The 20,807-nt window shown below is 67.0% G+C and carries 21 protein-coding genes, 1 tRNA gene and 1 pseudogene; 16 read left to right on the top strand and 7 right to left on the bottom strand.

All coding sequences use genetic code 11. The features are described 5' to 3' along the window. The first annotated feature begins 30 nt into the window (after nt 1–30). The 10 genes and pseudogenes from FA90_RS21815 to FA90_RS21770 all read left to right on the top strand — a co-directional run bounded on the left by FA90_RS21815 (nt 31) and on the right by FA90_RS21770 (nt 9,131). On the top strand, nt 31–1,536 hold the full coding sequence (locus FA90_RS21815; RefSeq protein WP_081933983.1) for an amidohydrolase family protein: 1,506 nt from the start codon (nt 31–33) through the stop codon (nt 1,534–1,536). A gap of 21 nt (nt 1,537–1,557) precedes the next feature. After that, complete coding sequence (locus tag FA90_RS21810) at nt 1,558–2,043, top strand: acyl-CoA thioesterase (RefSeq protein ID WP_036172521.1); 486 nt, start codon at nt 1,558–1,560, stop codon at nt 2,041–2,043. Nucleotides 2,044–2,503: 460 nt separating this feature from the next. Continuing rightward, nucleotides 2,504–3,139 carry a choice-of-anchor J family PEP-CTERM protein gene (locus FA90_RS21805; RefSeq protein ID WP_197065337.1) on the top strand — a complete coding sequence of 212 codons (636 nt, stop codon included), beginning with the start codon at nt 2,504–2,506 and terminating at the stop codon, nt 3,137–3,139. A gap of 23 nt (nt 3,140–3,162) precedes the next feature. After that, complete coding sequence (locus tag FA90_RS21800) at nt 3,163–3,585, top strand: post-PEP-CTERM-1 domain-containing protein (RefSeq protein WP_036172519.1); 423 nt, start codon at nt 3,163–3,165, stop codon at nt 3,583–3,585. Between the two features lie 3 nt (nt 3,586–3,588). Beyond that, the gene (locus tag FA90_RS21795; RefSeq protein ID WP_036172517.1) at nt 3,589–5,076 is read left to right on the top strand and encodes a PA domain-containing protein; all 1,488 of its coding nucleotides are present in this window, start codon (nt 3,589–3,591) and stop codon (nt 5,074–5,076) included. Between the two features lie 86 nt (nt 5,077–5,162). Next, nucleotides 5,163–5,238 (top strand) — tRNA-Phe (locus tag FA90_RS21790). 70 nt (nt 5,239–5,308) lie between these two features. Further along, a complete protein-coding gene (locus tag FA90_RS21785) occupies nt 5,309–5,653 on the top strand; it encodes a zinc ribbon domain-containing protein YjdM (RefSeq protein ID WP_036172515.1) in 345 nt (114 codons plus the stop codon). Nucleotides 5,654–5,964: 311 nt separating this feature from the next. Beyond that, a pseudogene (locus FA90_RS21780) lies at nt 5,965–6,896 on the top strand (family 2A encapsulin nanocompartment shell protein). After that, nucleotides 6,893–8,416 (top strand): family 2A encapsulin nanocompartment cargo protein cysteine desulfurase, encoded by a 1,524-nt coding sequence (locus tag FA90_RS21775; RefSeq protein ID WP_373994620.1) that lies wholly within the window; start codon nt 6,893–6,895, stop codon nt 8,414–8,416. The pseudogene FA90_RS21780 and the gene FA90_RS21775 overlap by 4 nt, the downstream one beginning before the upstream one ends. A gap of 208 nt (nt 8,417–8,624) precedes the next feature. Continuing rightward, nucleotides 8,625–9,131: a host attachment protein gene (locus tag FA90_RS21770; protein WP_036172513.1), complete on the top strand. Its 507-nt coding sequence runs from the start codon at nt 8,625–8,627 to the stop codon at nt 9,129–9,131. Between the two features lie 78 nt (nt 9,132–9,209). On the opposite strand, the gene FA90_RS21765 is transcribed toward FA90_RS21770, so the two are convergent. Beyond that, nucleotides 9,210–10,226 carry a MerR family transcriptional regulator gene (locus FA90_RS21765; protein WP_051971994.1) on the bottom strand — a complete coding sequence of 339 codons (1,017 nt, stop codon included), beginning with the start codon at nt 10,224–10,226 and terminating at the stop codon, nt 9,210–9,212. A 309-nt stretch (nt 10,227–10,535) separates the two neighbouring features. On the opposite strand from FA90_RS21765, the gene FA90_RS21760 reads away from it, so the two are divergent. The 3 genes from FA90_RS21760 to FA90_RS21750 all read left to right on the top strand — a co-directional run bounded on the left by FA90_RS21760 (nt 10,536) and on the right by FA90_RS21750 (nt 13,313). Continuing rightward, entirely contained in the window at nt 10,536–12,188 is a 1,653-nt protein-coding gene (locus FA90_RS21760) for a methyl-accepting chemotaxis protein (protein WP_081933982.1), read from the top strand. After that, complete coding sequence (locus FA90_RS25250) at nt 12,091–12,435, top strand: GNAT family N-acetyltransferase (protein WP_051971992.1); 345 nt, start codon at nt 12,091–12,093, stop codon at nt 12,433–12,435. Before FA90_RS21760 ends, FA90_RS25250 begins: the two co-directional genes overlap by 98 nt. 131 nt (nt 12,436–12,566) lie before the next feature. Then, on the top strand, nt 12,567–13,313 hold the full coding sequence (locus FA90_RS21750) for a hypothetical protein (protein ID WP_036172511.1): 747 nt from the start codon (nt 12,567–12,569) through the stop codon (nt 13,311–13,313). Between the two features lie 39 nt (nt 13,314–13,352). Here the strand turns inward: FA90_RS21750 and FA90_RS21745 are convergent, their stop codons facing one another. From FA90_RS21745 to FA90_RS21735, 3 genes are all read right to left on the bottom strand, one after another. After that, a complete protein-coding gene (locus tag FA90_RS21745; RefSeq protein ID WP_036172509.1) occupies nt 13,353–13,895 on the bottom strand; it encodes a DUF2058 domain-containing protein in 543 nt (180 codons plus the stop codon). A gap of 66 nt (nt 13,896–13,961) precedes the next feature. Further along, the gene (locus FA90_RS21740; protein WP_036172507.1) at nt 13,962–15,227 is read right to left on the bottom strand and encodes a PHB depolymerase family esterase; all 1,266 of its coding nucleotides are present in this window, start codon (nt 15,225–15,227) and stop codon (nt 13,962–13,964) included. A 10-nt stretch (nt 15,228–15,237) separates the two neighbouring features. Continuing rightward, complete coding sequence (locus FA90_RS21735) at nt 15,238–15,654, bottom strand: CopG family transcriptional regulator (RefSeq protein WP_036172505.1); 417 nt, start codon at nt 15,652–15,654, stop codon at nt 15,238–15,240. A gap of 165 nt (nt 15,655–15,819) precedes the next feature. On the opposite strand from FA90_RS21735, the gene FA90_RS21730 reads away from it, so the two are divergent. Next, nucleotides 15,820–16,140, top strand: coding sequence for a metalloregulator ArsR/SmtB family transcription factor (locus FA90_RS21730; protein ID WP_036172503.1), 321 nt, complete (start codon nt 15,820–15,822; stop codon nt 16,138–16,140). Next, on the top strand, nt 16,137–16,520 hold the full coding sequence (locus tag FA90_RS21725) for a hypothetical protein (protein WP_036172501.1): 384 nt from the start codon (nt 16,137–16,139) through the stop codon (nt 16,518–16,520). The genes FA90_RS21730 and FA90_RS21725 overlap by 4 nt, the downstream gene beginning before the upstream one ends. Nucleotides 16,521–16,538: 18 nt before the next feature. Here the strand turns inward: FA90_RS21725 and FA90_RS21720 are convergent, their stop codons facing one another. Together FA90_RS21720 and FA90_RS27550 are read right to left on the bottom strand one after the other, a co-directional pair. Beyond that, entirely contained in the window at nt 16,539–16,739 is a 201-nt protein-coding gene (locus FA90_RS21720; RefSeq protein ID WP_036172499.1) for a DUF2905 domain-containing protein, read from the bottom strand. Nucleotides 16,740–16,865: 126 nt separating this feature from the next. Further along, nucleotides 16,866–18,413 (bottom strand): methyl-accepting chemotaxis protein, encoded by a 1,548-nt coding sequence (locus FA90_RS27550; RefSeq protein WP_036172496.1) that lies wholly within the window; start codon nt 18,411–18,413, stop codon nt 16,866–16,868. Between the two features lie 278 nt (nt 18,414–18,691). Between FA90_RS27550 and uvsE the strand changes: the two genes are divergently transcribed. Continuing rightward, nucleotides 18,692–19,657: a UV DNA damage repair endonuclease UvsE gene (gene uvsE, locus FA90_RS21710; protein WP_051971991.1), complete on the top strand. Its 966-nt coding sequence runs from the start codon at nt 18,692–18,694 to the stop codon at nt 19,655–19,657. Nucleotides 19,658–19,699: 42 nt separating this feature from the next. Here the strand turns inward: uvsE and FA90_RS21705 are convergent, their stop codons facing one another. Then, nucleotides 19,700–20,701 carry an aldo/keto reductase gene (locus FA90_RS21705; RefSeq protein WP_036172494.1) on the bottom strand — a complete coding sequence of 334 codons (1,002 nt, stop codon included), beginning with the start codon at nt 20,699–20,701 and terminating at the stop codon, nt 19,700–19,702. Nucleotides 20,702–20,807 lie beyond the last annotated feature (106 nt).

Below are 20,807 nucleotides of genomic sequence, written 5' to 3'. Positions count from 1 at the left end.
ATGCAACATCAACTTAGGAGACCCATGACAATGCGGCGACAACTCACCCTGACCCTTCTCGCAGCTGCGCTGAGCGCGGCTGCGCTGAGCGCCGCCCTCGCGCGCGCGCAGGCGGGCGCGCCCACGCCTGCGCGCGCGCCTTCGGCCGAAGTGCGCAAGTTCGTTACCGTCGACCAGCCGCTGGTGGCCTTGACCGGCGTGCGCGTGATCGACGGCACCGGCGCGCCGGTCCAGGAAAACCGCACCGTGGTGCTGCGCGGCGGGCGCATCGAAGCGATCCTCGACGACGGCCAGGCCGCGCCCGCGGGCGCGCGCGTCATGAACCTGCCGGGACGCACCGTGATGCCCGGCCTGGTCGGCATGCACAACCACCTGATGTACACGGCCTCGCTGAACCTCGACGACGACGACAAGCTGCCGCCGCCGGGCTTTTTCGTCACCGAGATCGCGTTCTCGGCGCCGCGCATGTACCTGGCCGCCGGCGTGACGACGATGCGCACCACCGGCAGCGTCGAGCCCTACACCGACCTGAACATCCGCCGCAAGATCGACGACGGCGTCATCCCCGGCCCGCACATCGACGTCACCGGCCCCTACCTCGAAGGCAAAGGCAGCGCCTTCCCGCAGATGACGGCGATCGACGAGGCGGCCGAAGTGCGGCGCACGGTCGACTTCTGGTCGCACGAAGGCGCGACCTCGTTCAAGGCCTATATGAACATCCCGGCGGACGTGCTCGGCGCCGCCATCCAGGAAGCGCACAAGCACGGCGCCAAGCTGACCGGCCACCTCTGTTCCGTCGACTACCGCACCGCGGCGCGCCTGGGCATCGACAACCTCGAGCACGGCCCGATCTTCACCGACTCCGAATACGTCGCCGAGCGCAAGAAGGACGTGTGCCCGTCGGGCTCGCAGATCGCGGCGTCGTGGGACAAGCTGACCATCGACAGCCCGCAGGTGCAGTCGCTGATCCACGAGCTGGTCGAGCGCAAGGTGGCGATCACGTCGACGCTGCCGGTGTTCGAATCGTTCGTGGCGACGCGCCCGGTGCTGTCGCGCAAACAGCAGGCGATGATGTCGGCCGAGTCGCTGCGCAGCCACCTCGCCGCACGCGTCGCCGCCGCCACCTCGCCGGCGCGCGCGGCCCAGCTGGAAGCCTCGCTCAAGAAGGAAATGGCGTTCGAGAGCGCCTTCGTGAAAGCCGGCGGGCTGCTGCTGGCCGGCCCCGACCCGACCGGCAACGGCGGCGTGCTGCCGGGCTTCGGCGACCAGCGCGAACTGGAACTGCTGGTCGAAGCCGGCTTCACGCCGCTGCAAGCGATCCGGATCGGCACCGCCAACGGTGCGCGCTACCTGGGCCGCCTGGATAAAATCGGCACCGTGGAAGCGGGCAAGAACGCCGACCTGGTCGTCGTGAACGGCGACCCGAGCCGCCGCATCAACGACGTCGAGAACGTCGAGATCGTGTTCAAGGACGGCGTCGGCTACGACCCGGCCAGGCTGAACGCCTCGGTGCGCGGCATGGTCGGCACACGTTAAGGACATCAAGGAGTCGATGCAATGAACCTGCCCAACCACCAGCTCAGCATGACCGTGCTGATGACGCCGGACACCGCCAACTTTTCCGGCAACGTCCATGGCGGCCACATCCTCAAACTGCTCGACCAGGTCGCCTACGCCTGCGCCAGCCGCTATGCCGGCCATTACGTGGTGACGATGAGCGTCGACCAGGTGGTGTTCCGCCAGGCGATCCACGTCGGCGAGCTGGTCACGTTCCTGGCGGCCGTGAATTACACCGGACGCACGTCGATGGAAATCGGCATCAAGGTGGTGGCCGAGAACATCCGCACCAAGGAAGTCCGCCACGTGAACAGCTGCTTTTTCACGATGGTGGCGGTGGGCGAAGACAAGAAGCCGGTCGCGGTGCCGCCGATCCAGCCGTCGACCCCGGACGAGCATCGCCGCTTCGAAGAAGCCAAGGCGCGCAAGGATACCCGCCTCGCGCTCGACCGCCAGCATGCCGCGCGCCACCCTGGACGCAGCTGACCTCCTTCCCCGCTTTTATCCCTTCGCACGCCCCATCACGGGGCGTTTCCGTTTTTGCTGTCGATAAGTTTTCCACTCTTCTACAACGATGCGATAGCGCTTTGCGGTCCATCCCGTACTGGGAAAATCGATTCACAATTGTTCGTACGTTAACGACTTATGGTTACTTAAAGATTTTTATTGCGGCGCATCAAATGTATTAAATTGTAATAAATCGCTCGAATTATGTGCAAAATATGCACCAAAAATAGGTTTCTGTCGGAAATTCTTACAACTCTGTAATATTTCCTACGATGTTTACAGTTTTCTTATGGAAATCAGGTAATTACAAGCGTGGCACGGTATATGCAATGGGTATGGGACTGGCCGGATGACGGACTACGAGTCCGCAAGCTCGAGCCATGCCGGACCGCGCGAATCGACGGTCCGCTTTTCAAACCCTGAAGAGGCGCACTACAAAATGATGAAGAAAGCGTTAGCAGCGATGGCCCTGGTGGGCGTGGCCATGTCGGCACAGGCCGATGTCGCGATCAAAGAAGGCTTCGATGACATCACCAAGCTGAGCAAAGGCTGGGGCATGGCCAATGCCAGCACGCCTGTAGGTACAACCGTGGGCTGGTACCAGGGCGACCAGACTATCTTGACTTCGCAATCCGGCGCAGCCAACTCCTACATCTCGGCCAACTACAACAACGCAGCGCCCGGCGGCACGCTCGCCAATTACCTGATCACGCCGGACTTCTATGCCGTCAACGACGACAAGGTGACCTTCTGGATGCGCTCCGGTTCCGACCAGGGCTACACCGACCAGGTCGCGTTCGGCTACAGCACCGGCGGCAGCGCCATCAGCGACTTCATCATGAGCGCCCCGATCACTCTCGGCACCGACGGCTGGAGCGAATACACCTACACCATCAACGGCCTGGGCGCCGGCGGCCGCGCGCGTTTCGCGATCGCCTACGTCGGCGCCGCCGACAGCGCCAACGTCATCGGCCTCGACACCCTGAGCGTGAACGTGCCTGAACCGGCCAGCATCGCGCTGGTCGCCGGCGGCCTGCTCGGCCTGGGCGCCATCCGCCGCCGCAAGCAAGGCTGATCCATCGATTCCCGGAGACATTCATGACCCGTACCCAATCCCTCGCGCGCGCGCTCGTCGCCTGCGCCGGCCTGGCGCTGTGCGCCGCCGCGCTGCCGGCCGCCGCCCAGCAAACCGAACAAGCCGACCAGGCCGCCGTGCAGACGGCCGACTCGGCCACCGTGACCCGTGACGCCACCACCGGCAAGCTGCGCGCTTCGACCGCCGAAGAGCAGGCCGCCATGCATGCGCTGAAAGCCAAGTCGCTGATGCGCGTGGCGACGCCCCAGGTGCAGCAGAAATTCCACGCCAGCGGTGCGCGCGGCGTGCGCCTGACCGACGAGATGGTCAATGCATCGGCCGAAGTCGCGGTCCGCGCCCCGGACGGCAGGATCGTCATCGGCCACGGCGCCACCGAAGCCGAAGCCAAGGCCAACGCCCGCGCCACCAACACCGTCACGGAGTAATTCATGCGTACCCAATTCGTATCGCGCCAAGCGGCCCGTTCGCTGATCGCCGCCGCCTGCGCCCTGACCTGCCTGGGCGCGCAAGCCGCCACCATCAACATCACCAGCCGCGACCCGGCCGGCCTGGGCTTCAACGACCCGACCCCGGTCGCACCGGTCGGCGGCAACATGGGCACCACGCTCGGCCAGCAGCGCATGAACGTCTACAAATACGTCGCCAGCATCTGGGAAAAGAACATCCAGAGCGACGTGACGATCACCGTCAACGCCGGCTGGGAAGCCCTGAGCTGCACCGCCACCCAGGCGACCCTGGGCAGCGCCAGCGCATGGAACATCTGGCACGACTTCCCGGGCGGTAAGCCGGGCACCTGGTATCCCCAGGCGCTGGCCAACAAGATTGCGGGCACCAACCTCTCCGCCGGCCAGCCCGACACCACCGGCTACGACAACGTCGACATCAAGACCCAGTTCAATTCGAACCTCGGCAATGCGGGCTGCCTGGACAATACCCACTTCTACCTGGGCCTGGACGGCAAGGCCGGCAACGACATCAACTTCGTCGAGACCCTGCTGCACGAGCTGGGCCACGGCCTGGGCTTCGCCGTGGTGAGCGTGAACACCTCGAACGGCTACCGCATCAACTCGGCCGGCACCGCCTATGTCGCGACCGGCGGCCTGCCGAGCGTGTGGGAACAGTTCATGTTCGACAACACCGCCAACAAGAGCTGGCTGAACATGACCTCGGCGGAGCGCAAGGCGTCGGCCGTCAACAACCTGCAGCTGGCCTGGACCGGCGCCAACGCGGTCGCCGGCGCCACCATGCTGAGCCACATCCCGATCGTGCAGGCGGCTTCGCCGGCGCCGGGCGGCAACCGCAACGTCGACTACGCCACCGCCAGCTTCGGCCCGCTGCCGCCGAGCAGCGGCGTGCTCGGCGCGCTGGCCGTGGTGGCGCCGCAGACTGGCGAAGCCGGTCCGGGCTGCGACCCGTTCAACGCCGCCAATAGCGCAGCCGTCAAGGGCAAGGTGGCGATCATCAGCCGCGGCGCCTGCAACTTCGCGCTCAAGGTCAAGAACGCACAGAACGCCGGCGCCGTCGCCGTGCTGCTGGCAAATAACACCACCGGCATCCAGCCGCCGGGCGGCACCGACGCCACCGTCACCATCCCGGCCGTGGGCATCAGCCAGGCCGACGGCGACGCGCTCAGGGCTGCGGTTACCGCCGCCATCCCGTACGGCAGCCGCAGCAAGCCGGGCTCGGTGACGGTCTCGCTGACGGTCGACCCGGTGCGCATGGCCGGCGCCGACGCCAAGGGCCGTCCGCTGCTGTACACCCCGGCCACGCTGGCGCCGGGTTCGTCGGTCTCGCACTGGGACGTCTCGGCCTCGCCGAACCTGCTGATGGAACCGAACATCAACCCGGACCTGACCACGACCCTGACGCCGCCGTACGACCTGACCCTGCCGGTCATGAAGGACATCGGCTGGTAATCCAGGCCGCCGGGTCGGTTGTCCAGGCGGCCCACTGGCACGGCATTATGGATTTTGCGTAACGTCGTGCTATAATTCGCCGCCTTGGCCTGGTAGCTCAGTTGGTAGAGCAGAGGATTGAAAATCCTTGTGTCGGTGGTTCGATTCCGCCCCGGGCCACCAAGACTCAGCAAAAAACGCCACCTTCGGGTGGCGTTTTTGTTTGCCTCTCCCTTACCACCCGGATACTGCCATGCCAACCATCTCGCCCTGCCCCGCTTGCGGCTCAGAACTGACCTATGAAGACGGAACTGGTAACTACGTCTGTCCGGAATGCGCGCATGAATGGCCTGTCAAGGCCGACACGGCGGCGGACGAAGTGGTTCGTGTATGGCGCGACGCGGCCGGCAACCTGCTGCAGGATGGCGACACCGTCACGGTCATCAAGGATCTGAAGCTGAAAGGTGGCGGCGGTATCGTCAAGCAGGGTACCAAGGTCAAGAATATCCGCCTGGTCGACGGCGATCACGATATCGATTGCAAGATCGACGGTTTCGGCGCGATGAGCCTGAAGTCGGAGTTCGTGCGCAAAAGCTGAGCCGGCAGGCAAGGCGTGAAATCCTTCGTGCCGATGCTTCGGTTCCGGCCGCATCGGCCCAGTCATGCCTTTTGTCTTGAGGGTTCGCGCTCGACCGGGTACTGACCGGTTTCGGAATACGCTTCGCCATGAGCGCCGCGCCTGGACACGGATTGACGCGGCCTGGACACAATACTCGAGTACGTTTGCACCAGATCAAGTCAAACTCGACTAGCCGTTGATCGGGACAGGACATTCCCCGACACTGGGCCTGCGCTTTCTCAATAGAAAGCAATCCCACTGTCCATCCTTTCCCATCCCACGGAGGCACGATGCTGGCACCAGTCGAAGAGATCTCAACCCTTGGCGACCACGCGGCAAGGCAGTTGGCCAATTCCACCAAGTCGACGCCGCAGCTCGAGACCATCAGCCCGCGCTGGCTGACCCATCTGCTGCAGTGGATGCCGGTCGAGGCCGGCGTCTACCGGCTCAACAAGGTGCGCAATCCCGAAGCCATCCGCGTCACCTGCAGCGCGCGCCAGGTCGAGAACCAGCTGCCGCGCACCTACGTCGACTACGATCCCCAGCCGCGCGAATACGTGCTCAATGCCGTCTCGACGATCCTCGACGTGCACACCCGCGTGTCGGACCTGTACAGCAGCCCGCACGACCAGGTCAAGGAACAGCTGCGCCTGACGATCGAGACGATCAAGGAAAACCAGGAAAGCGAACTGATCAACAATCCCGACTACGGCCTGCTGTCCCAGGTCGACGACAGCCAGCGCATCGTCCCCTTGACCGGCGCGCCGACCCCGGACGACATGGACGAACTATTGACCCGCGTATGGAAGGAACCGGCGTTTTCCTGGCGCACCCGCTGGCGATCGCGGCGTTCGGGCGCGAGGCGACCCGGCGCGGCACCCCGCCGCCGACCGTCAGCCTGTTCGGCTCGCAGTTCATCACCTGGCGCGGCATCCCGCTGATCCCGTCGAACAAGGTGCCGGTCGCCGACGGCAAGAGCAAGATCCTGCTGCTGCGCGTGGGCGAGCGGCGCCGGGGCGTGGTCGGCCTGTTCCAGCCAGGCCTGCCGGGCGAGCAGGGTCCGGGCCTGTCGGTGCGCTTCATGGGCATCAACCACCATGCGATCTCGTCCTACCTGATCTCGCTGTACTGCTCGGGCGCGGTGCTCGCCACCGATGCGCTGGCGGTGCTCGACGAGGTCGAGATCGGCAAGTACCACGACTATCCCGACACCTACAAATGAGAGGCGACCCCGTGAGCGCCCCGTCCTTTCCGGATCCACAGCCGACCGCGCCGCCCGTCTCTCCGCTCGACCCGGCCTGGCTGGCGCAGATGGCCAACGCGATGTTCGGCGCCCTGCCCGCCGCGCCCGGCCCGGCCTACGATCCCCGCGACGCCCTGGCCGCGCCCGCGGTGGCGGTCACCTACCCCACGGTGAGGCCAGCCATGCCGGAGCCGCCGGCCGCATCGAGCACGCCGCAGTTCTATTTCGTCGATGCCGCCGTGCCGCCGCCGGGCGATCGTACCGGCGCCCACCCCGCCTTCGACGTGCACGCCGTGCGGCGCGATTTCCCCACGCTGCAGGAGCGCATCAACGGCCACCCGGTGGCCTGGCTCGACAACGCCGCCACCACCCACAAGCCACAGGCCGTGATCGACCGCCTGGCGCAGTTCTATGCGCACGAGAACTCCAACATCCACCGCGCCGCGCACGCGCTGGCCGGCCGCGCCACCGACGCCTACGAAGGCGCACGCGAGACGGTACGCCGCTTCATCAACGCGCCCGCGGTCGAGGAAGTCGTGTTCGTGCGCGGCGCCACCGAAGCGATCAACCTGGTCGCCAAGAGCTGGGGCGTGCGGCACGTCGGCAAGGACGACGAGATCGTCGTCTCGCATCTCGAGCACCACGCCAACATCGTGCCCTGGCAGCAGCTGGCCGCCGCCACCGGCGCGCGCCTGCGCGTGATCCCGGTCGACGACAGCGGCCAGCTGCGCCTCGACGAATTCGCCAGGCTGCTGAACCGACGCACGAAACTGGTGGCCGTGACCCAGGTCTCGAACGCGCTCGGCACCGTCGCGCCGGTCGCGCAGATCGCGGCGATGGCCCGGCGCGCAGGTGCGCGCGTGCTGGTCGACGCAGCGCAGTCGGTGTCGCACATGCGCGTCGACGTACAGGCGCTGGACGCCGACTTCCTGGTCTTCTCGGGCCATAAGGTGTTCGCGCCGACCGGCATCGGCGTCCTGTGGGGCAAGCGCGAGGTGCTGGAAGACATGCCGCCGTGGCAGGGCGGCGGCAACATGATCGCCGACGTCACCTTCGAGCACACCGAATTCCAGGGCATCCCGAACAGGTTCGAGGCCGGCACCGGCAACATCGCCGACGCGGCCGGCCTTGGCGCCGCGCTCGACTACGTCAACCGCATCGGCATCGAGAACATCGCCCTCCACGAGCACGCGCTGCTCGACTACGGCATGCGCGAACTCGGCGCGATCCGCGGCGTGCGCCTGATCGGCACGGCGCAGGACAAGGCCAGCGTGATGTCCTTCGTGCTGGCCGGGTACGAGACCTTCGAAGTGGGCGCGGCGCTCGACCGGCAAGGCATCGCGGTGCGCACCGGCCACCATTGCGCCCAGCCGATCCTGCACCGCTTCGGGCTCGAGGCGACGGTACGGCCCTCGCTGGCGTTCTACAACACCCGCGACGAAATCGACCGCCTGGTGCGCGTCGTGCGCGACCTGGCGGCACGCCGGCGCAGTGCCTGATCCGGTCGATTGTTTCCGTATCGAATCGGGTCGCGCACGGCCGGCGGCGCCGGTGCGCCGAGGATCGGGTACACGGGCTATACTGGATCACAGCCAGGCCGGCATGCCATCGCGATGCGCATGCCGGTGCCCGGTCGCCGGTCCATGGCCGCATGACGCCGTCGTGGTCCGGACGACCTCCACCATTCATCTTCAGACAGGGGGTAGCATGCAAACAACCTGGATCATCTCGGCCAATGCGGGCCGCGCGCGCTTCTTCTCGGAGTCGGATCCGTCCGAACCGCTGGAAGAAATCCAAGACATGGTCAACGACGCCGCGCGCATGCGCGACAGCGACCTCGAAACCGACCGGCTCGGTCCGACATCGGCCGGCAGCAGCAGCCACAACATCGGCGGCACCCAGGGCGTGGGTCATGCCCACAACGGCCAGGTCGGCGCGCCCAACAAGCAGTACCAGCCGGCGCAGACGCCCGAACAGCACGAAACCGAAAAGTTCGCGCGCGACATCGCGAAATACCTGCTCGAGGCGCACCGCGACGGCCGCTACCAGCAGCTGGTCATCTCCGCCTCGCCGCACTTCCTGGGCGAACTGCGCGCGCTGCTCGATGCGCAGATCAAACCGCTGATCAAGCTCGAGGTCAACAAGGACTATACGCACTCGAGCGCGCAGGAATTGCGCGAGCAGCTGCGCGCCCAGCTGCACAAGCAGAGCTGATCGCGTTCGCGCTCGGCGGCATCATGAACAACGCCACCCGCGGGTGGCGTTTTCTTTTCACGGCGCCTGGCCCCCGACTTACGCGAGCGATCGGGAAAGATTCGGCGGCAGCGGCAGGTTGTCGGTGCGCGCCAGCTGCTCCATGGCCGATTCCAGGATCACGCGCGCGCGCCCGGCGGCCAGCTCCAGCGCATGGTGCAGGCGCGCGTCTTCCGGATTGCGCGAGGCGCACTGGGCGCTGTAGGTTTCAAAACTGCCGACCATCAGCAGCAGCTCCGACAGATGGCGCGGGCATTCGCAGGTAAGGCTGCTGCCGGCCGCGCTGATGTTGGCCAGCGCTTCCTCGTCGAAGCGGCGCGGCGCCGGCTTGGCGACCGAATTGGCGGCCGGACGCGACGTCGGCAGGCGCTGCCCGGCCAGCGCCGAGCGGCACAGCGGCGCCAGCTCGCCCATCTCGGCCGGCACGCGCGCGACCAGCCAGCCCTGGGCGCGCAGCGCGCGGATGGTGGCGCTCGGCGCGAAACGGTACAGCACCACCACCGCCGCCGCATGCACCGCCGCGCGCGCGCCCACGATGCGCGGCACCGCGCTTTCATCCAGTTCCGACAGTTCGACCAGCAAGATTTCGGTCCCCGCCAGCGCCGGCAGCTCGCCGGCCTGCTCCAGGCGCGCACAGCTGGCCTGGACCTCGAGCGGGCAGACCTCGGGGCCGCTGGCGGCGATGCGCCGCGCCAGGCTGACGCCGATCACCACCACGCCGATCGGCCGCGCCGGCGCGCCCTCCCCGTCCTGGCCGCTGTCGACGCTGCCGGCCAGCTCGCGCAGGCGTTCGATCGACAGGCGCGCCAGCTGGCCGATCGGGTGACCCTGGTCGACCAGTTGCTTGAGCAGGCTCAGGCGCTGCACCTGCTGCGCGGAATACAGGCGCTGGCCGTGGGCCGAACGCTTGGTATCCGACAGATCGTAGCGCCGTTCCCACACGCGCAGGGTTTCCGCCGACAGCCCGGCCAGGCGCGCCGCCGCCCCGCTTCGGTAACTGGGCTGGTCGAAGCCATCGTCTTCGGGGATTTTTTGCACAACGTTCTGTTTGATCATGATTTCCGCCTGAACCGTGGGTGAACCGCAATGAATCCATTATAGCGGTTCATCGCAAGGACAAGCGCTTGATTGCATTTGTGCTGCGACTTTTATCGCAACCCCGTCTGTTTCCGTAAATTGGCGCAAATTTTCCGGATAGACGACGTCGTTAGCAAAAATCGCTTCGTACAAACGTATTTTTCAGCAAATTCGTGATATTCTGTGATTTTTCCATAAAGCAACATACGTTGCTTGTTCAATTTCATTGACGGGCGTAGCCGGTGCGTATGTACCGGAACATCGTCCGGACCCAATTCTGGAGCTACCGTGATTCGAACCGCCCTCACCAGTGTGCGCGGCCAGCTGCGCCTGGCCTTTGCGATTGTCATCGCCCTGTCCTTTCTCTCGGCCGGCCTGGCCATCTGGCGCTTGCGCGCACTGGCCAACGACACGCATGAGCTGACCACCCAGCCGCTGGTCAAGGAGAGGCTGATTTCAAGCTGGCTGGTCAACATCTCGGTAGGCGTCAAGCGCACTGCCGCCATCGCGCGTTCTTCCGACCCGACGCTGACCGATTATTTTGCCGACGACAGCAAGCAGGGCACCGCCGGCAGCGCCGAGCTGCAGCAGAAGATCGGCACCCTGCTCTCGACCGACCAGGAAAAGGCGCTGTACGCCGACATCGGCGCAGCGCGCAAGCAGTACACCGGCGACCGCAACCGCGTCATGCAGCTCAAGGCCGACGGCAAGGGCGCAGAATCGCTGGCGTTGTTCGACAGCGATTTCACGCCGCACAGCAAGGCGTACGTGGCCAAGGTTCAGCAACTTCTGACCATGCAGCAGCACGCGATCGACGCACGTGCGCAGGAGATGCTGGACGGCGCCGATCGCAGCCAGAACGTGCTGGTCGCGCTGAGCCTGGCGACGCTGGCCTTCAGCATCGCCGCCGGCGTGCTGTTCGCGCGTGCGCTGTTCCGCCGCCTGGGCGGCGAGCCGCTCGATGCCGCCGTCGCGGTGGCCGAGATCGCGGCCGGCAACCTGCAGGCGCCGATCGCGCTGCGCAACGGCGACCAGGACAGCCTGATGGCCAACATGCTGCGCATGCGCGACAGCCTGGCGCAGATGGTCGGCCAGGTACGCGAGAGCACGCTGGTGATCGGCCACTCGGCCGACGACATCGCCGTCGAGGCGCGCGACCTGTCCGGCCGCACCGAGCGCCAGGCCGCATCATTGGAAGAAACCGCGGCCTCGATGGAAGAACTGACCCAGACCGTCGGCCAGAACGCCGACAACGCCCACGCCGCCAACAAGCTGGCCGAGGACGCCGCACGCGTGGCGCGCCAGGGCGGCGCGATGGTCGAGGAGCTGGTCGCGACCATGGGGTCGATCGACGAGTCGTCCAAGCGCATCACCGACATCATCGGCGTCATCGACGGCATCGCCTTCCAGACCAATATCCTGGCGCTGAACGCGGCGGTGGAAGCGGCGCGCGCCGGCGAACAGGGGCGCGGTTTCGCGGTGGTGGCGAGCGAGGTGCGCAACCTGGCCCAGCGCTCGGCCGCGGCGGCCAAGGAAATCAAGGGCCTGATCGAGGACTCGACCCGGCGCGTCGAACAGGGCGCGGTCCTGGCCCAGCGCACCGGATCGACCGTCGGCGGCATCGTCAGCGGCATCGAGCGCGTGACGACCATCATGGGCGACATCGTCGCCTCCAGCCGCGAACAGGCCAGCGGCATCGGCCAGGTCACCGCCAGCGTCGCGCAGATGGACCAGGCGACCCAGCAGAACGCCGGCCTGGTCGGGCACGCGGCCGCCGCCGCCGCCGAACTGCAGCAAGAGGCCGCGCGCCTGCGCGAGTTGATGGCGGTGTTCCAGATCGCCGATGCCGCCCACGTGCCCGCACAGGCACACGCGCCGGCGCGGCCACGCGCGCCCGCGCACGCGGGACGGCAAGGCGTGGCGCTGCTCGGCGCGGCCTGAACGCTGCGCTCAGGCGCCCATCAAGGCATCACCTGGCGGCATCGCCCGCAGCCTGTGCGAGACGGCGCTGCAGTGGGCTTTCACGCGCCTGAACCTGGTGCGCGTGCAGGCCGTCGTGCTGGAGACGAATCTGCGTTCGGCGCGCACCCTCGAGCGGAGCGGATTCCAGCGCGAAGGTTATCTGCGATCGTACCGCCAGGTGCGCGGCCGCTCGGGTAACTTCTGGATGTATTCCCGGCTGCGCTAGCAGGAAAGCTGAGTGCCGTTCATCCCGGATCACGGCGATCTGCCCCGCGACTTCGACCGTTCGTCGCAGCGCCGTCCCCGGGCGTCGGCGGCGTGCTAACGTTCAGCATCCCAACCACAGCCGACACGCCCATGCACGCCCGCCTTCTTGCCCCGATCCTGCTGACCCTCGCCACCGCCAGCGCCGCCGCCCACGCCCAAGACACCGTCGGATTCGGCCACCGCATCACCCCGGCCGAAGGCCAGGCCAGCGGCAATCCCATCGCCTGGGATTACAAGGTGCTGCGCGCGGCCCAGGACGTATTCGACGAGCGCGTTGGCGCCCATGCCCCGGGCGCGACGCTGGCCTTCCGCCTGCCGAAACCGGCGCTGGGCCAGGACGGCAACCAGGTCGAGATCGTGCGCGCCGGGCACCGTGCCACGCTGACGATGGTCTCGAACGATGCCTTTGCGCTGACGCGCGACGCCGCCGTCGCGCAGGCCGGCGCGGTGGTGAAAGCCGCGAATCGCAACTTCGACGCCGGCAGCTACAACGAGCCGGTCGTACAGGTCCGCTCGCCCGGCTTGGCCGACAACGTGCGGCGCCTGGGCGACCTGCGCCTGGCCTGTGCCGCGCAGATGGCGATGCTCAAGGCGGAAGGATTCAAGGTCAAGGCCATGCTGTCGGTCACCAACCTGTTCGGCCTCGACCTCTGCGACGATACCAAGGTCATGGATTTCGACAAACCGGCCGGCCGTTTCGATACCGTCACCATCGAGGACGGCGAGCACCGCCTGGTGCTGCCGGCCAGGCAATCGAAAGCGCCGCGCCTGGGCGACAAGGACTGGTCGGACGATGCGCGCATCACCTACAGCATGGATGAGCACGACGCGAAGTAAGCGCCGCCCAGTGAGCGCCGCTTGACGACCCGGTTGCGCTTACCAGTCGAAATCGTCCGGAATCTTGAAGTCCTTGTACGGATCGTCCTCGTCCACCGGGGCGGCGGCGGCGTTGCGGTTCAGGCGCACCACGCGCTCGGGCGCGCGCTCGGCGATCTTGTCGGCGATCGCGCGCGGCACCAGCTCGACATTCTGGCCCATCGCGACGATCGCCAGGCGGCCGGCCACCAGGTGGTCGCGCACCGCGTTCGAGACGTGGATGCGCTCGATCTTGGTGCCGAGCGTGAAGTTGTACGCGACTTCGTCCTTGCCCCTGTTCTGGCGATTCTGCTGCACCATCTGGACGATCTGCGCCTCGAGCGCGCGCGCGGCGGCCGCGGCATCACGCTCGGCGTTCAGCGCGCGCGCGCGCTCGGCCTGCTGGCGCTGGGCTTCGAGCGCCGCTTCCTTCGACTCGCTGACGCTCTGCACGCCGGTGCGGCGCTCGATCTTTTGCTGCTTGCTCTTTTCCTGGTTGGCGACCTTGACCTTCTTCTTGTCGACCAGGCCGGCCTTCATGAGCTGCTCTTGTAGTGAAACCATGGTGAATGCTCCGTCGATTTTTCGCCGATAGCATAGCAGACGGCTCCAGCCCGGTGGCCGCCGCCGCTACTGCGCGAGGAAGAAGCGCAACATCGCGCGCGACGCGTCGGGACCGGACGGATCGGTGTACGAGCCGGCCGGGCTGCCGCCGGACCAGGCGTGGCCGGCGCCGTGCACGTTCCAGTGTTCGGCCACGCTCCGGCCGTCGCCGTCCAGCATCCGTGTGCGGGTGTAGGCGCGGCCGGCGCCGTCCTGGCCGCGCTCCTCGGTTTCGCGCAGCGGCGCATCGGCAGTACCGGCGGTGAACTGGCGCAGCACGGCCTGGCCGTTGGACGGGTGCACCGTCGCGTCCTGGTCGCCGTGGAAAACGATGGCCGGCACCGCGCGCGCCAGCGCCGCGTTGCCTTTCCTGCCGCCGGACGTGTCGCGCCGCATCGCGTTCAGCGCCGACATCAGGTCGTGCGCGCTGCCGACCGGCAGGCCGGAATGCACGCCGATCGCGCGGTACAGCTCGGGGTAGCTGCCGCCCAGGATCGCCGCCATCGCGCCGCCCGCCGACAAGCCGGCCACGTACACCCGCGCCGGGTCGGCGCCGTGGGTGCGCACCACCTCGCGCGTCATGCCGGCGATGATCGACGGCTCGCCCTGGTCGCGCTGCTGGTGCGGGGTCTCGAACCAGTTCCAGCAATTCGAGCCGTTGGCGCTGCGCGACTGTTCGGGGTACAGCACCAGGAAGCCGTGCTCCTCGGCCAGCGCATCCATCTGCGTGCCTGCGGCGAAATCGTCGGGGTCCTGCTGGCAGCCGTGCAGCATGACGACCAGCGCGCGCGGGCCTTCGTGCGCACGCGCCGGCACGTACAGCCGGTAGCCGCGCGCACCTGCGGCGTTACTGAAGCTGGCGCGCACGAGCTCGCCCGGCAGTGCGGACGCGCCGGCACGCGCTTGCGACGCCTGCGCAGGCGCGCCCGGCATGAAGCGCGCGGCCCAGTCGCGCAGCGCCTGCGGATCGAACGCCGGCATCGATGGCGCTGCGGCGTACGCCCCGGCCTGTCCGGTGTCGGCTTGTTCTGCTTCGGCCTGCGACTCGGCCTGTGACCCGGCATTCGGCGCGGCGCCGTGGCGCGACCAGGCCGGCGCCGCGTTCAGGTCGACGAAGCGGGCGGCGCCATCCGGCGTTTGCTGCGCGCGCGGCGTGGCGGACGTGGACGGCTGCAACAGGCCGGCGCTGCGCAGCGCCTGCTGGATGATGTCGGTGGCGGCGGTCGGGTCCTTGCCCTGGCTCGACTTCACGGCTTGCAGCAGCTTGCCGGCGAATTGTTCGTAAACCTTCATGATGTGTTCCTTATGGTTGGGTGCGGTCGGCCAGGGCGGCCCTGACCGGGGCGGGCGCGAGGAAGGCGCCAAGCACGCGGATCGAAGCGATCGCCGCCTGCGCCAGCTCGGGCGTGACGTCGTCGTCGATGGTGGCCAGGCCCAGCACGTGGATTTCCAGGCGTTCGCCGGCGGCGACGCTTTGTTCGAGGTCGATCCGGGTGTAGCGCTGCAGTCCCATGACGAAGCGCTTGCGGATCACGGTCTGGCGGATCGCCTCGTCGTGGCGCTCGAGCTGCTTGCGGATGGCCGTGCGGACGAAGTCGGTGCGGTTGGTATAGAAGCCTTCTTCGACCAGCAGATCCATCTGCGCCAGGTCCACCAGTCCGAGGTTGATGGTGACTTTTTCGGTGTCCGGCAGTCGCGCCTTGCTCTCGACGAGTTTCATTTATGTAAGTCCCAGGAATGCAATCGAAGTGAATATACGTCCAGCATACTCCAATTGGAGTATAGCCGGCGTATTACAAGACCCACGGACGCAATAAACCACCGTCGACGCCACACCACACGGCAATCCGCTTGCAATTTTTCGATCTTTAGCTAACAATCAATCATGAGCAAAATTTTCAAGGCCCTAGCCGATCCGACCCGCCGTGCGGTGCTCCAGCACCTGCAGGGCGGACCGATGGGCGCGGGTGAACTGGCCGCCCTGTTCGACGTCTCCAAGCCGACCATGTCGGCCCACTTCGCGGTGCTGGCGGAGGCGGGATTGATCGATGCGGACAAACGGGGGCGCACGATCACGTATCACCTGCGCATGTCGGTGCTGGAAGATGCGCTGCTGGCGTTCGCACAAACCTTCGGCCTGAACGTCTCGCGTCCCGAGGCCAGCCGGCCCGACGTTCCACACCATTCCAACAAGGAGTCGTCATGAAGTGTGCATCCCCGCTGCGCAGCCTGCTCGGCGCTGCGCTCGTTCTCGCGATCTCGGCCGCGCTGGCATGGCTGACGCCCGCGTATTTCAGCGGCGAAATGCGCCAGCGCTTGAGCGGGGTGCTGGTGGGCGCCATCGTCGTGGTCTATGCCAATGCGATCCCGAAAGTGGTGTTCGCGCGCACGCGCTGCGCGCCGGCGCTGGCGGCGCGCCGCTTCACCGGCTGGGCGCTGGTGCTCGGCGGCCTGGGTTACATCCTGGCTTCGCTGCTGGCGCCGATCGCGGCGAGCGGCATGATCGCCGGCCTGAGCCTCGGCGCGGCCGTCACCGTGGCCGGGACGCGCCTGTACTGGATGGCGCACCACCGGGTCGGCGGCTGAGCGGTTCTCTGGCCGGCCTCAGCGCCGGAACAGCCATAGCAGCAGCGAGACGACGATCGACAAGACGATGCAGGTAACGATCGGAAAGCTGAAGCTGAACCCCTCGCGCACGACGTGGATGTCGCCCGGCAGGCGGCCCAGCGGCAGGCGCCGCAGCCAGGGCCAGGCCAGGCCGGCCGCGACCAGCAGCAGGCCGGTGATGATCAGGAATTTTTGCATGGGATGAGGGCAGCCGGTCAGTCGGCAGACCGCCGACCTTGCCGGACTGATTCTGCACAGTTCAAGGCATCCAAGCCATTCTGCATCAGGCCATGCGCACGAGGCGCGCTGGAGAGCGCCGGAAACTCAAGCGGCCTGCGCCAGCTTGAACACGCCGACCGCCTCGGCCAGGCTGCGCGCCTGGTCCTGCATGGCCGCGGCGGCCGCCGCCGACTGCTCGACCAGGGCCGCGTTCTGCTGGGTCGCGTGGTCCATCTCGTTGATGGCTTGGTTGACCTGTTCGATGCCCGCGCTCTGTTCGCCCGAGGCCGCCGAGATCTCGGCGATGATGCCGGTGACGTGGCGCACGCTGGCCAGCACCTCCTGCATCGTCGCGCCGGCCTGGTCGACCAGGCGCGTGCCGGCGCCGACCTTGTCGACCGCATCGCCGATCAGGTCCTTGATTTCCCTGGCCGCGGCGGCCGAGCGCTGCGCCAGCGTGCGCACCTCGCCCGCCACCACCGCGAAGCCGCGTCCCTGCTCGCCCGCGCGCGCCGCCTCCACCGCCGCGTTCAGGGCCAGGATATTGGTCTGGAAGGCGATGCCGTCGATGACCGCGATGATATCGACGATCTTGCGCGCCGAGGCATCGATCGCACCCATCGTCGTGACTACCTGCGCCACCGCCGCACCGCCGCGCGTGGCGACCTCGGAGGCGCCGTGCGCCAGCGTGTTGGCCTGGCGCGCGTTGTCGGCGTTCTGCCTGACGGTCGAGGTCAGCTCTTCCATCGACGAGGCGCTTTCTTCCAGCGCGCCGGCCTGCTGCTCGGTGCGCGAAGACAGGTCGTGGTTGCCGGCCGCGACCTGCACCGCCGCCCCGGCGATCGCATCGGCGCCGCCGCGCACCCGCGTCACCAGCGCATTCAGGTTGCCGGTCATGGTCTCGAGCGCGGCCATCAGCTCGCCGGTCTCGTCGCGGCGCGTGACCTCGACCGGGGTCGACAAGTCGCCACGCGCGACCGCGTTGGCGACCTCGACCGCGTGCCGCAGCGGCAGCGTGATGCTGCGCGTGAGGCGCCAGGCCAGCACGGCGCCCAGCGCCAGCGCCATCAGCCCGACCGTCACCAGCACGCTGCGTGCGGTGGCGACCATCACGTCGACGTGGGTATTGGACTCGTCGAACAAGCCGGTCTGCTGCTTGACCAGCTCGCCGAGCGCCTTGTTGTAGGCACCGAGCCGGGGCCGCATGCTGTCGCGGCTGGCGGCCTGGATCGCGGCCATGGCGGCCCCATCGTCCTGCAGCTTGAACACCTCGGTACGCGCGGCCACATAGTCGCGCCGGCGCTGCATCACGTCGTCCATCATCGCCCTGGCATCGGACGCGCCGAGCCGCTTGTCGAGCGACGTCTGCACGGCCGTGATGTCGGCGCTGTTGTCGCGCATGCGGGCCGCGATCGCATCGCGGTCCTGCGCATCGACGGCGCGCAGGCGCGCTTCGCCGAGGGCGTCGCTGACGCCGTTGTCGGCCAGCCAGCGCTCGGCCAGGCGGCGGTTCTCGATGGTCGCATCCATGGCGTCGTTGGCGGCGCCGATTTGCTGCAGGCGGATGACGCCGACCAGGGTCAGCACGGCGGTTAGCGCTAACACCGCAGCAAAAGCGAGGCCGAGGCGCACGCCGATCTTCAGGTTCTTCATTATCGTCGGGGGGTCAGGGTGGAGACGCGAAGGCAGACGCAGGGAGTGTTTGACCCCACGTGATCAATATTTTTATCGCAAAATTATACGGAACAGACGATGTAGCCTAGAAGCAATTTTGCGTCTGAAACAGTAAAAAATGCCGCAATGCAGCGAAAAAGCCGCAAATCTGGTCTTGTCCCCGTATTGACCCGCGTTGCAGAGTGCAGAGCAGCACGCGTTTGACGGCCCCGGTGAATCGGGGGAACATCGAATCGACGCCAACTATCCATCACGCCATGTCTGCATCTGTATCGTCATCGCCAGCTTCATCCTCCGCAGCGTCGTTCCTGCCCGCGCAGCCGCATCTCGGCCTGGTCTGCATCACGACCTCGAAGGAGGTCCGCTACCGCACGGTCACGCGCAAGCGCCTGCTCGAGCAGTCCGACGCCGGCCAGCGCAAAGTGCTCGACGATATCTACCGCGACAACCTGCAGACGCTCGACGGGGCGCTGCAGTACTGCCAGAAGAACGGCATCCGCCTGTACCGCATGCCCTCCTCGATCTTTCCCTTCTTCGACGAGGACATCGGACGCGAGGTGATGCAGGCGCTCGCGCCGGCGCTGGCGCGCACCGGCACGCGCGCGAAGGAACTCGGCCTGCGCCTGGTGATGCATCCGGACCAGTTCGTGGTGCTGAGCTCGGACTCGCCGGACGTGGTGGCCAACAGCGTCAAGATCTTGCAGATGCACGCCGACATCATGGAATTGCTGCAGCAGCCGCGCTCGCCGTGGGCGCTGCTCGAGATCCACGGCGGCAAGGCCAACCGCAGCGACGAACTGGTCGCGCGCATCGCCGACCTGCCCGACCCGATCCGGCTGCGCCTGTGCCTGGAGAACGACGAGTACGCGTACAGCGCGGCGCAGATCCACGACGTCTGCGTCAGGAGCGGCGTGCCGATGGTGTTCGACGCGCACCACCACGTGGTCAGCGAAAAGCTGGACAGCTACGACGACCCGAGCGTGGCCGAGATGCTCGCGCGCGCACGCGAGACCTGGCCGGACCCGGCCGAGCAGCTGGTGCACATCTCGAACGGAAGGGAGGGCTTCAACGACCGCCAGCATTCGGACCTGATTTCTGTGATGCCGTCGTCGTATGCGCAGGCGCCGTGGATCGAGATCGAGGCGAAGTTGAAGGAAGATGCGATCAACGGGCTGGCGGGATGGCGGGCGGCGGCCTGCGGGCAGATCGCCGCCGTGTCCTGACGCGCCTTAGCGCGAACTTTAGCGCGAACTTTAGCGCGAACTTTATCGGTTAACTGCGCCCATCTGCGCTTCCGGATAGCGCGTGCCCGAGGCGGCGCCGCGCGGGAAGATCGACTCCAGCTCGGTCAGCTGGGACGGCCCGATGTCGAGGTCGACCGCCTCGACGTTCTGCTCCAGGTACTTGCGCCGCTTGGTGCCCGGGATCGGCACGATGTCCGGTCCCTGCGCCAGCACCCAGGCCAGGGCCAGCTGGCCGGGCGTGCAGCCGGCTTCCTTCGCCAGTTCCGTCACCTTGTCGACCAGCGCCAGGTTCCTGGCGAAGTTCTCGCCCTGGAAGCGCGGGTTGTTGCGGCGCCAGTCGTCGGGCGCGAAGTCTTCCGGACGGCGGATCTCGCCGGTCAGGAAACCGCGGCCCAGCGGGCTGTAGGGCACGAAGCCGATGCCGTGGCGACGGCAGGTCGCCAGCACGCCCTTGTCGGCGTCTTCTTCCGGATCGCGCGTCCACAGCGAATATTCGGTCTGCAGCGCCGTGATCGGATGCACCTTCACCGCGCGTTCGATGGTCGCCGCCGACGCTTCCGACAGGCCGATGTAGCGCACCTTGCCCTCGCGTACCAGGTCGGCCATCGCGCCGACGGTGTCTTCGATCGGCGTGTTGGGGTCGACGCGGTGCTGGTAGTACAGGTCGATGGTCTCGATGCCCAGGCGCTTCAGGCTGCCCTCGCAGGCCTGGCGTACGTACTCGGGACGGCCGTTGATGCGGTAGTCGGTCGGGTTCTCGGGCGTGCGCATCACGCCGAACTTGGTGGCGATGACCAGGCCTTCGCGCCGGCCCTGGATCGCCCGGCCCAGCAGTTCTTCATTGGTGTGCGGGCCGTACATGTCGCTGCTGTCGAACAGCGTGACGCCGAGGTCGATGGCGCGCTGGATGGTGGCGATCGATTCGGCGTCGTCGCGGCCGGCATAGAAATCGCTCATGCCCATGCAGCCGAGCCCGATGCTCGAAACCTGCAATCCCTGATTGCCGAGCTGGCGTGTCTTCATGGTGTCCTCCTGAGATAAGGGGAGCCCACCATAGCGCGTTCCGAATCTGTGCGGCGCGCCATTCGCCCGGCTGATGCACAATGCGAGTCCCGACAACAGATCCGCA

Source organism: Massilia sp. 9096 (genome assembly GCF_000745265.1).
In the GTDB taxonomy this organism is placed as follows: domain Bacteria; phylum Pseudomonadota; class Gammaproteobacteria; order Burkholderiales; family Burkholderiaceae_D; genus Telluria.
The sequence above is the reverse complement of the archived record's forward strand: the minus strand, read 5'-3'. Positions and strand labels throughout refer to the sequence as shown.

Coding starts and splice junctions, on each gene's coding strand:
- FA90_RS21815 (WP_081933983.1), top strand. CDS start 31: ATGCGGCGACAACTCACCCTGACCCTTCTCGCAGCTGCGCTGAGCGCG.
- FA90_RS21810 (WP_036172521.1), top strand. CDS start 1,558: ATGAACCTGCCCAACCACCAGCTCAGCATGACCGTGCTGATGACGCCG.
- FA90_RS21805 (WP_197065337.1), top strand. CDS start 2,504: ATGATGAAGAAAGCGTTAGCAGCGATGGCCCTGGTGGGCGTGGCCATG.
- FA90_RS21800 (WP_036172519.1), top strand. CDS start 3,163: ATGACCCGTACCCAATCCCTCGCGCGCGCGCTCGTCGCCTGCGCCGGC.
- FA90_RS21795 (WP_036172517.1), top strand. CDS start 3,589: ATGCGTACCCAATTCGTATCGCGCCAAGCGGCCCGTTCGCTGATCGCC.
- FA90_RS21785 (WP_036172515.1), top strand. CDS start 5,309: ATGCCAACCATCTCGCCCTGCCCCGCTTGCGGCTCAGAACTGACCTAT.
- FA90_RS21775 (WP_373994620.1), top strand. CDS start 6,893: ATGAGAGGCGACCCCGTGAGCGCCCCGTCCTTTCCGGATCCACAGCCG.
- FA90_RS21770 (WP_036172513.1), top strand. CDS start 8,625: ATGCAAACAACCTGGATCATCTCGGCCAATGCGGGCCGCGCGCGCTTC.
- FA90_RS21765 (WP_051971994.1), bottom strand. CDS start 10,226: ATGATCAAACAGAACGTTGTGCAAAAAATCCCCGAAGACGATGGCTTC.
- FA90_RS25250 (WP_051971992.1), top strand. CDS start 12,091: ATGCCGCCCACGTGCCCGCACAGGCACACGCGCCGGCGCGGCCACGCG.
- FA90_RS21750 (WP_036172511.1), top strand. CDS start 12,567: ATGCACGCCCGCCTTCTTGCCCCGATCCTGCTGACCCTCGCCACCGCC.
- FA90_RS21745 (WP_036172509.1), bottom strand. CDS start 13,895: ATGGTTTCACTACAAGAGCAGCTCATGAAGGCCGGCCTGGTCGACAAG.
- FA90_RS21740 (WP_036172507.1), bottom strand. CDS start 15,227: ATGAAGGTTTACGAACAATTCGCCGGCAAGCTGCTGCAAGCCGTGAAG.
- FA90_RS21735 (WP_036172505.1), bottom strand. CDS start 15,654: ATGAAACTCGTCGAGAGCAAGGCGCGACTGCCGGACACCGAAAAAGTC.
- FA90_RS21730 (WP_036172503.1), top strand. CDS start 15,820: ATGAGCAAAATTTTCAAGGCCCTAGCCGATCCGACCCGCCGTGCGGTG.
- FA90_RS21725 (WP_036172501.1), top strand. CDS start 16,137: ATGAAGTGTGCATCCCCGCTGCGCAGCCTGCTCGGCGCTGCGCTCGTT.
- FA90_RS21720 (WP_036172499.1), bottom strand. CDS start 16,739: ATGCAAAAATTCCTGATCATCACCGGCCTGCTGCTGGTCGCGGCCGGC.
- FA90_RS27550 (WP_036172496.1), bottom strand. CDS start 18,413: ATGAAGAACCTGAAGATCGGCGTGCGCCTCGGCCTCGCTTTTGCTGCG.
- uvsE (WP_051971991.1), top strand. CDS start 18,692: ATGTCTGCATCTGTATCGTCATCGCCAGCTTCATCCTCCGCAGCGTCG.
- FA90_RS21705 (WP_036172494.1), bottom strand. CDS start 20,701: ATGAAGACACGCCAGCTCGGCAATCAGGGATTGCAGGTTTCGAGCATC.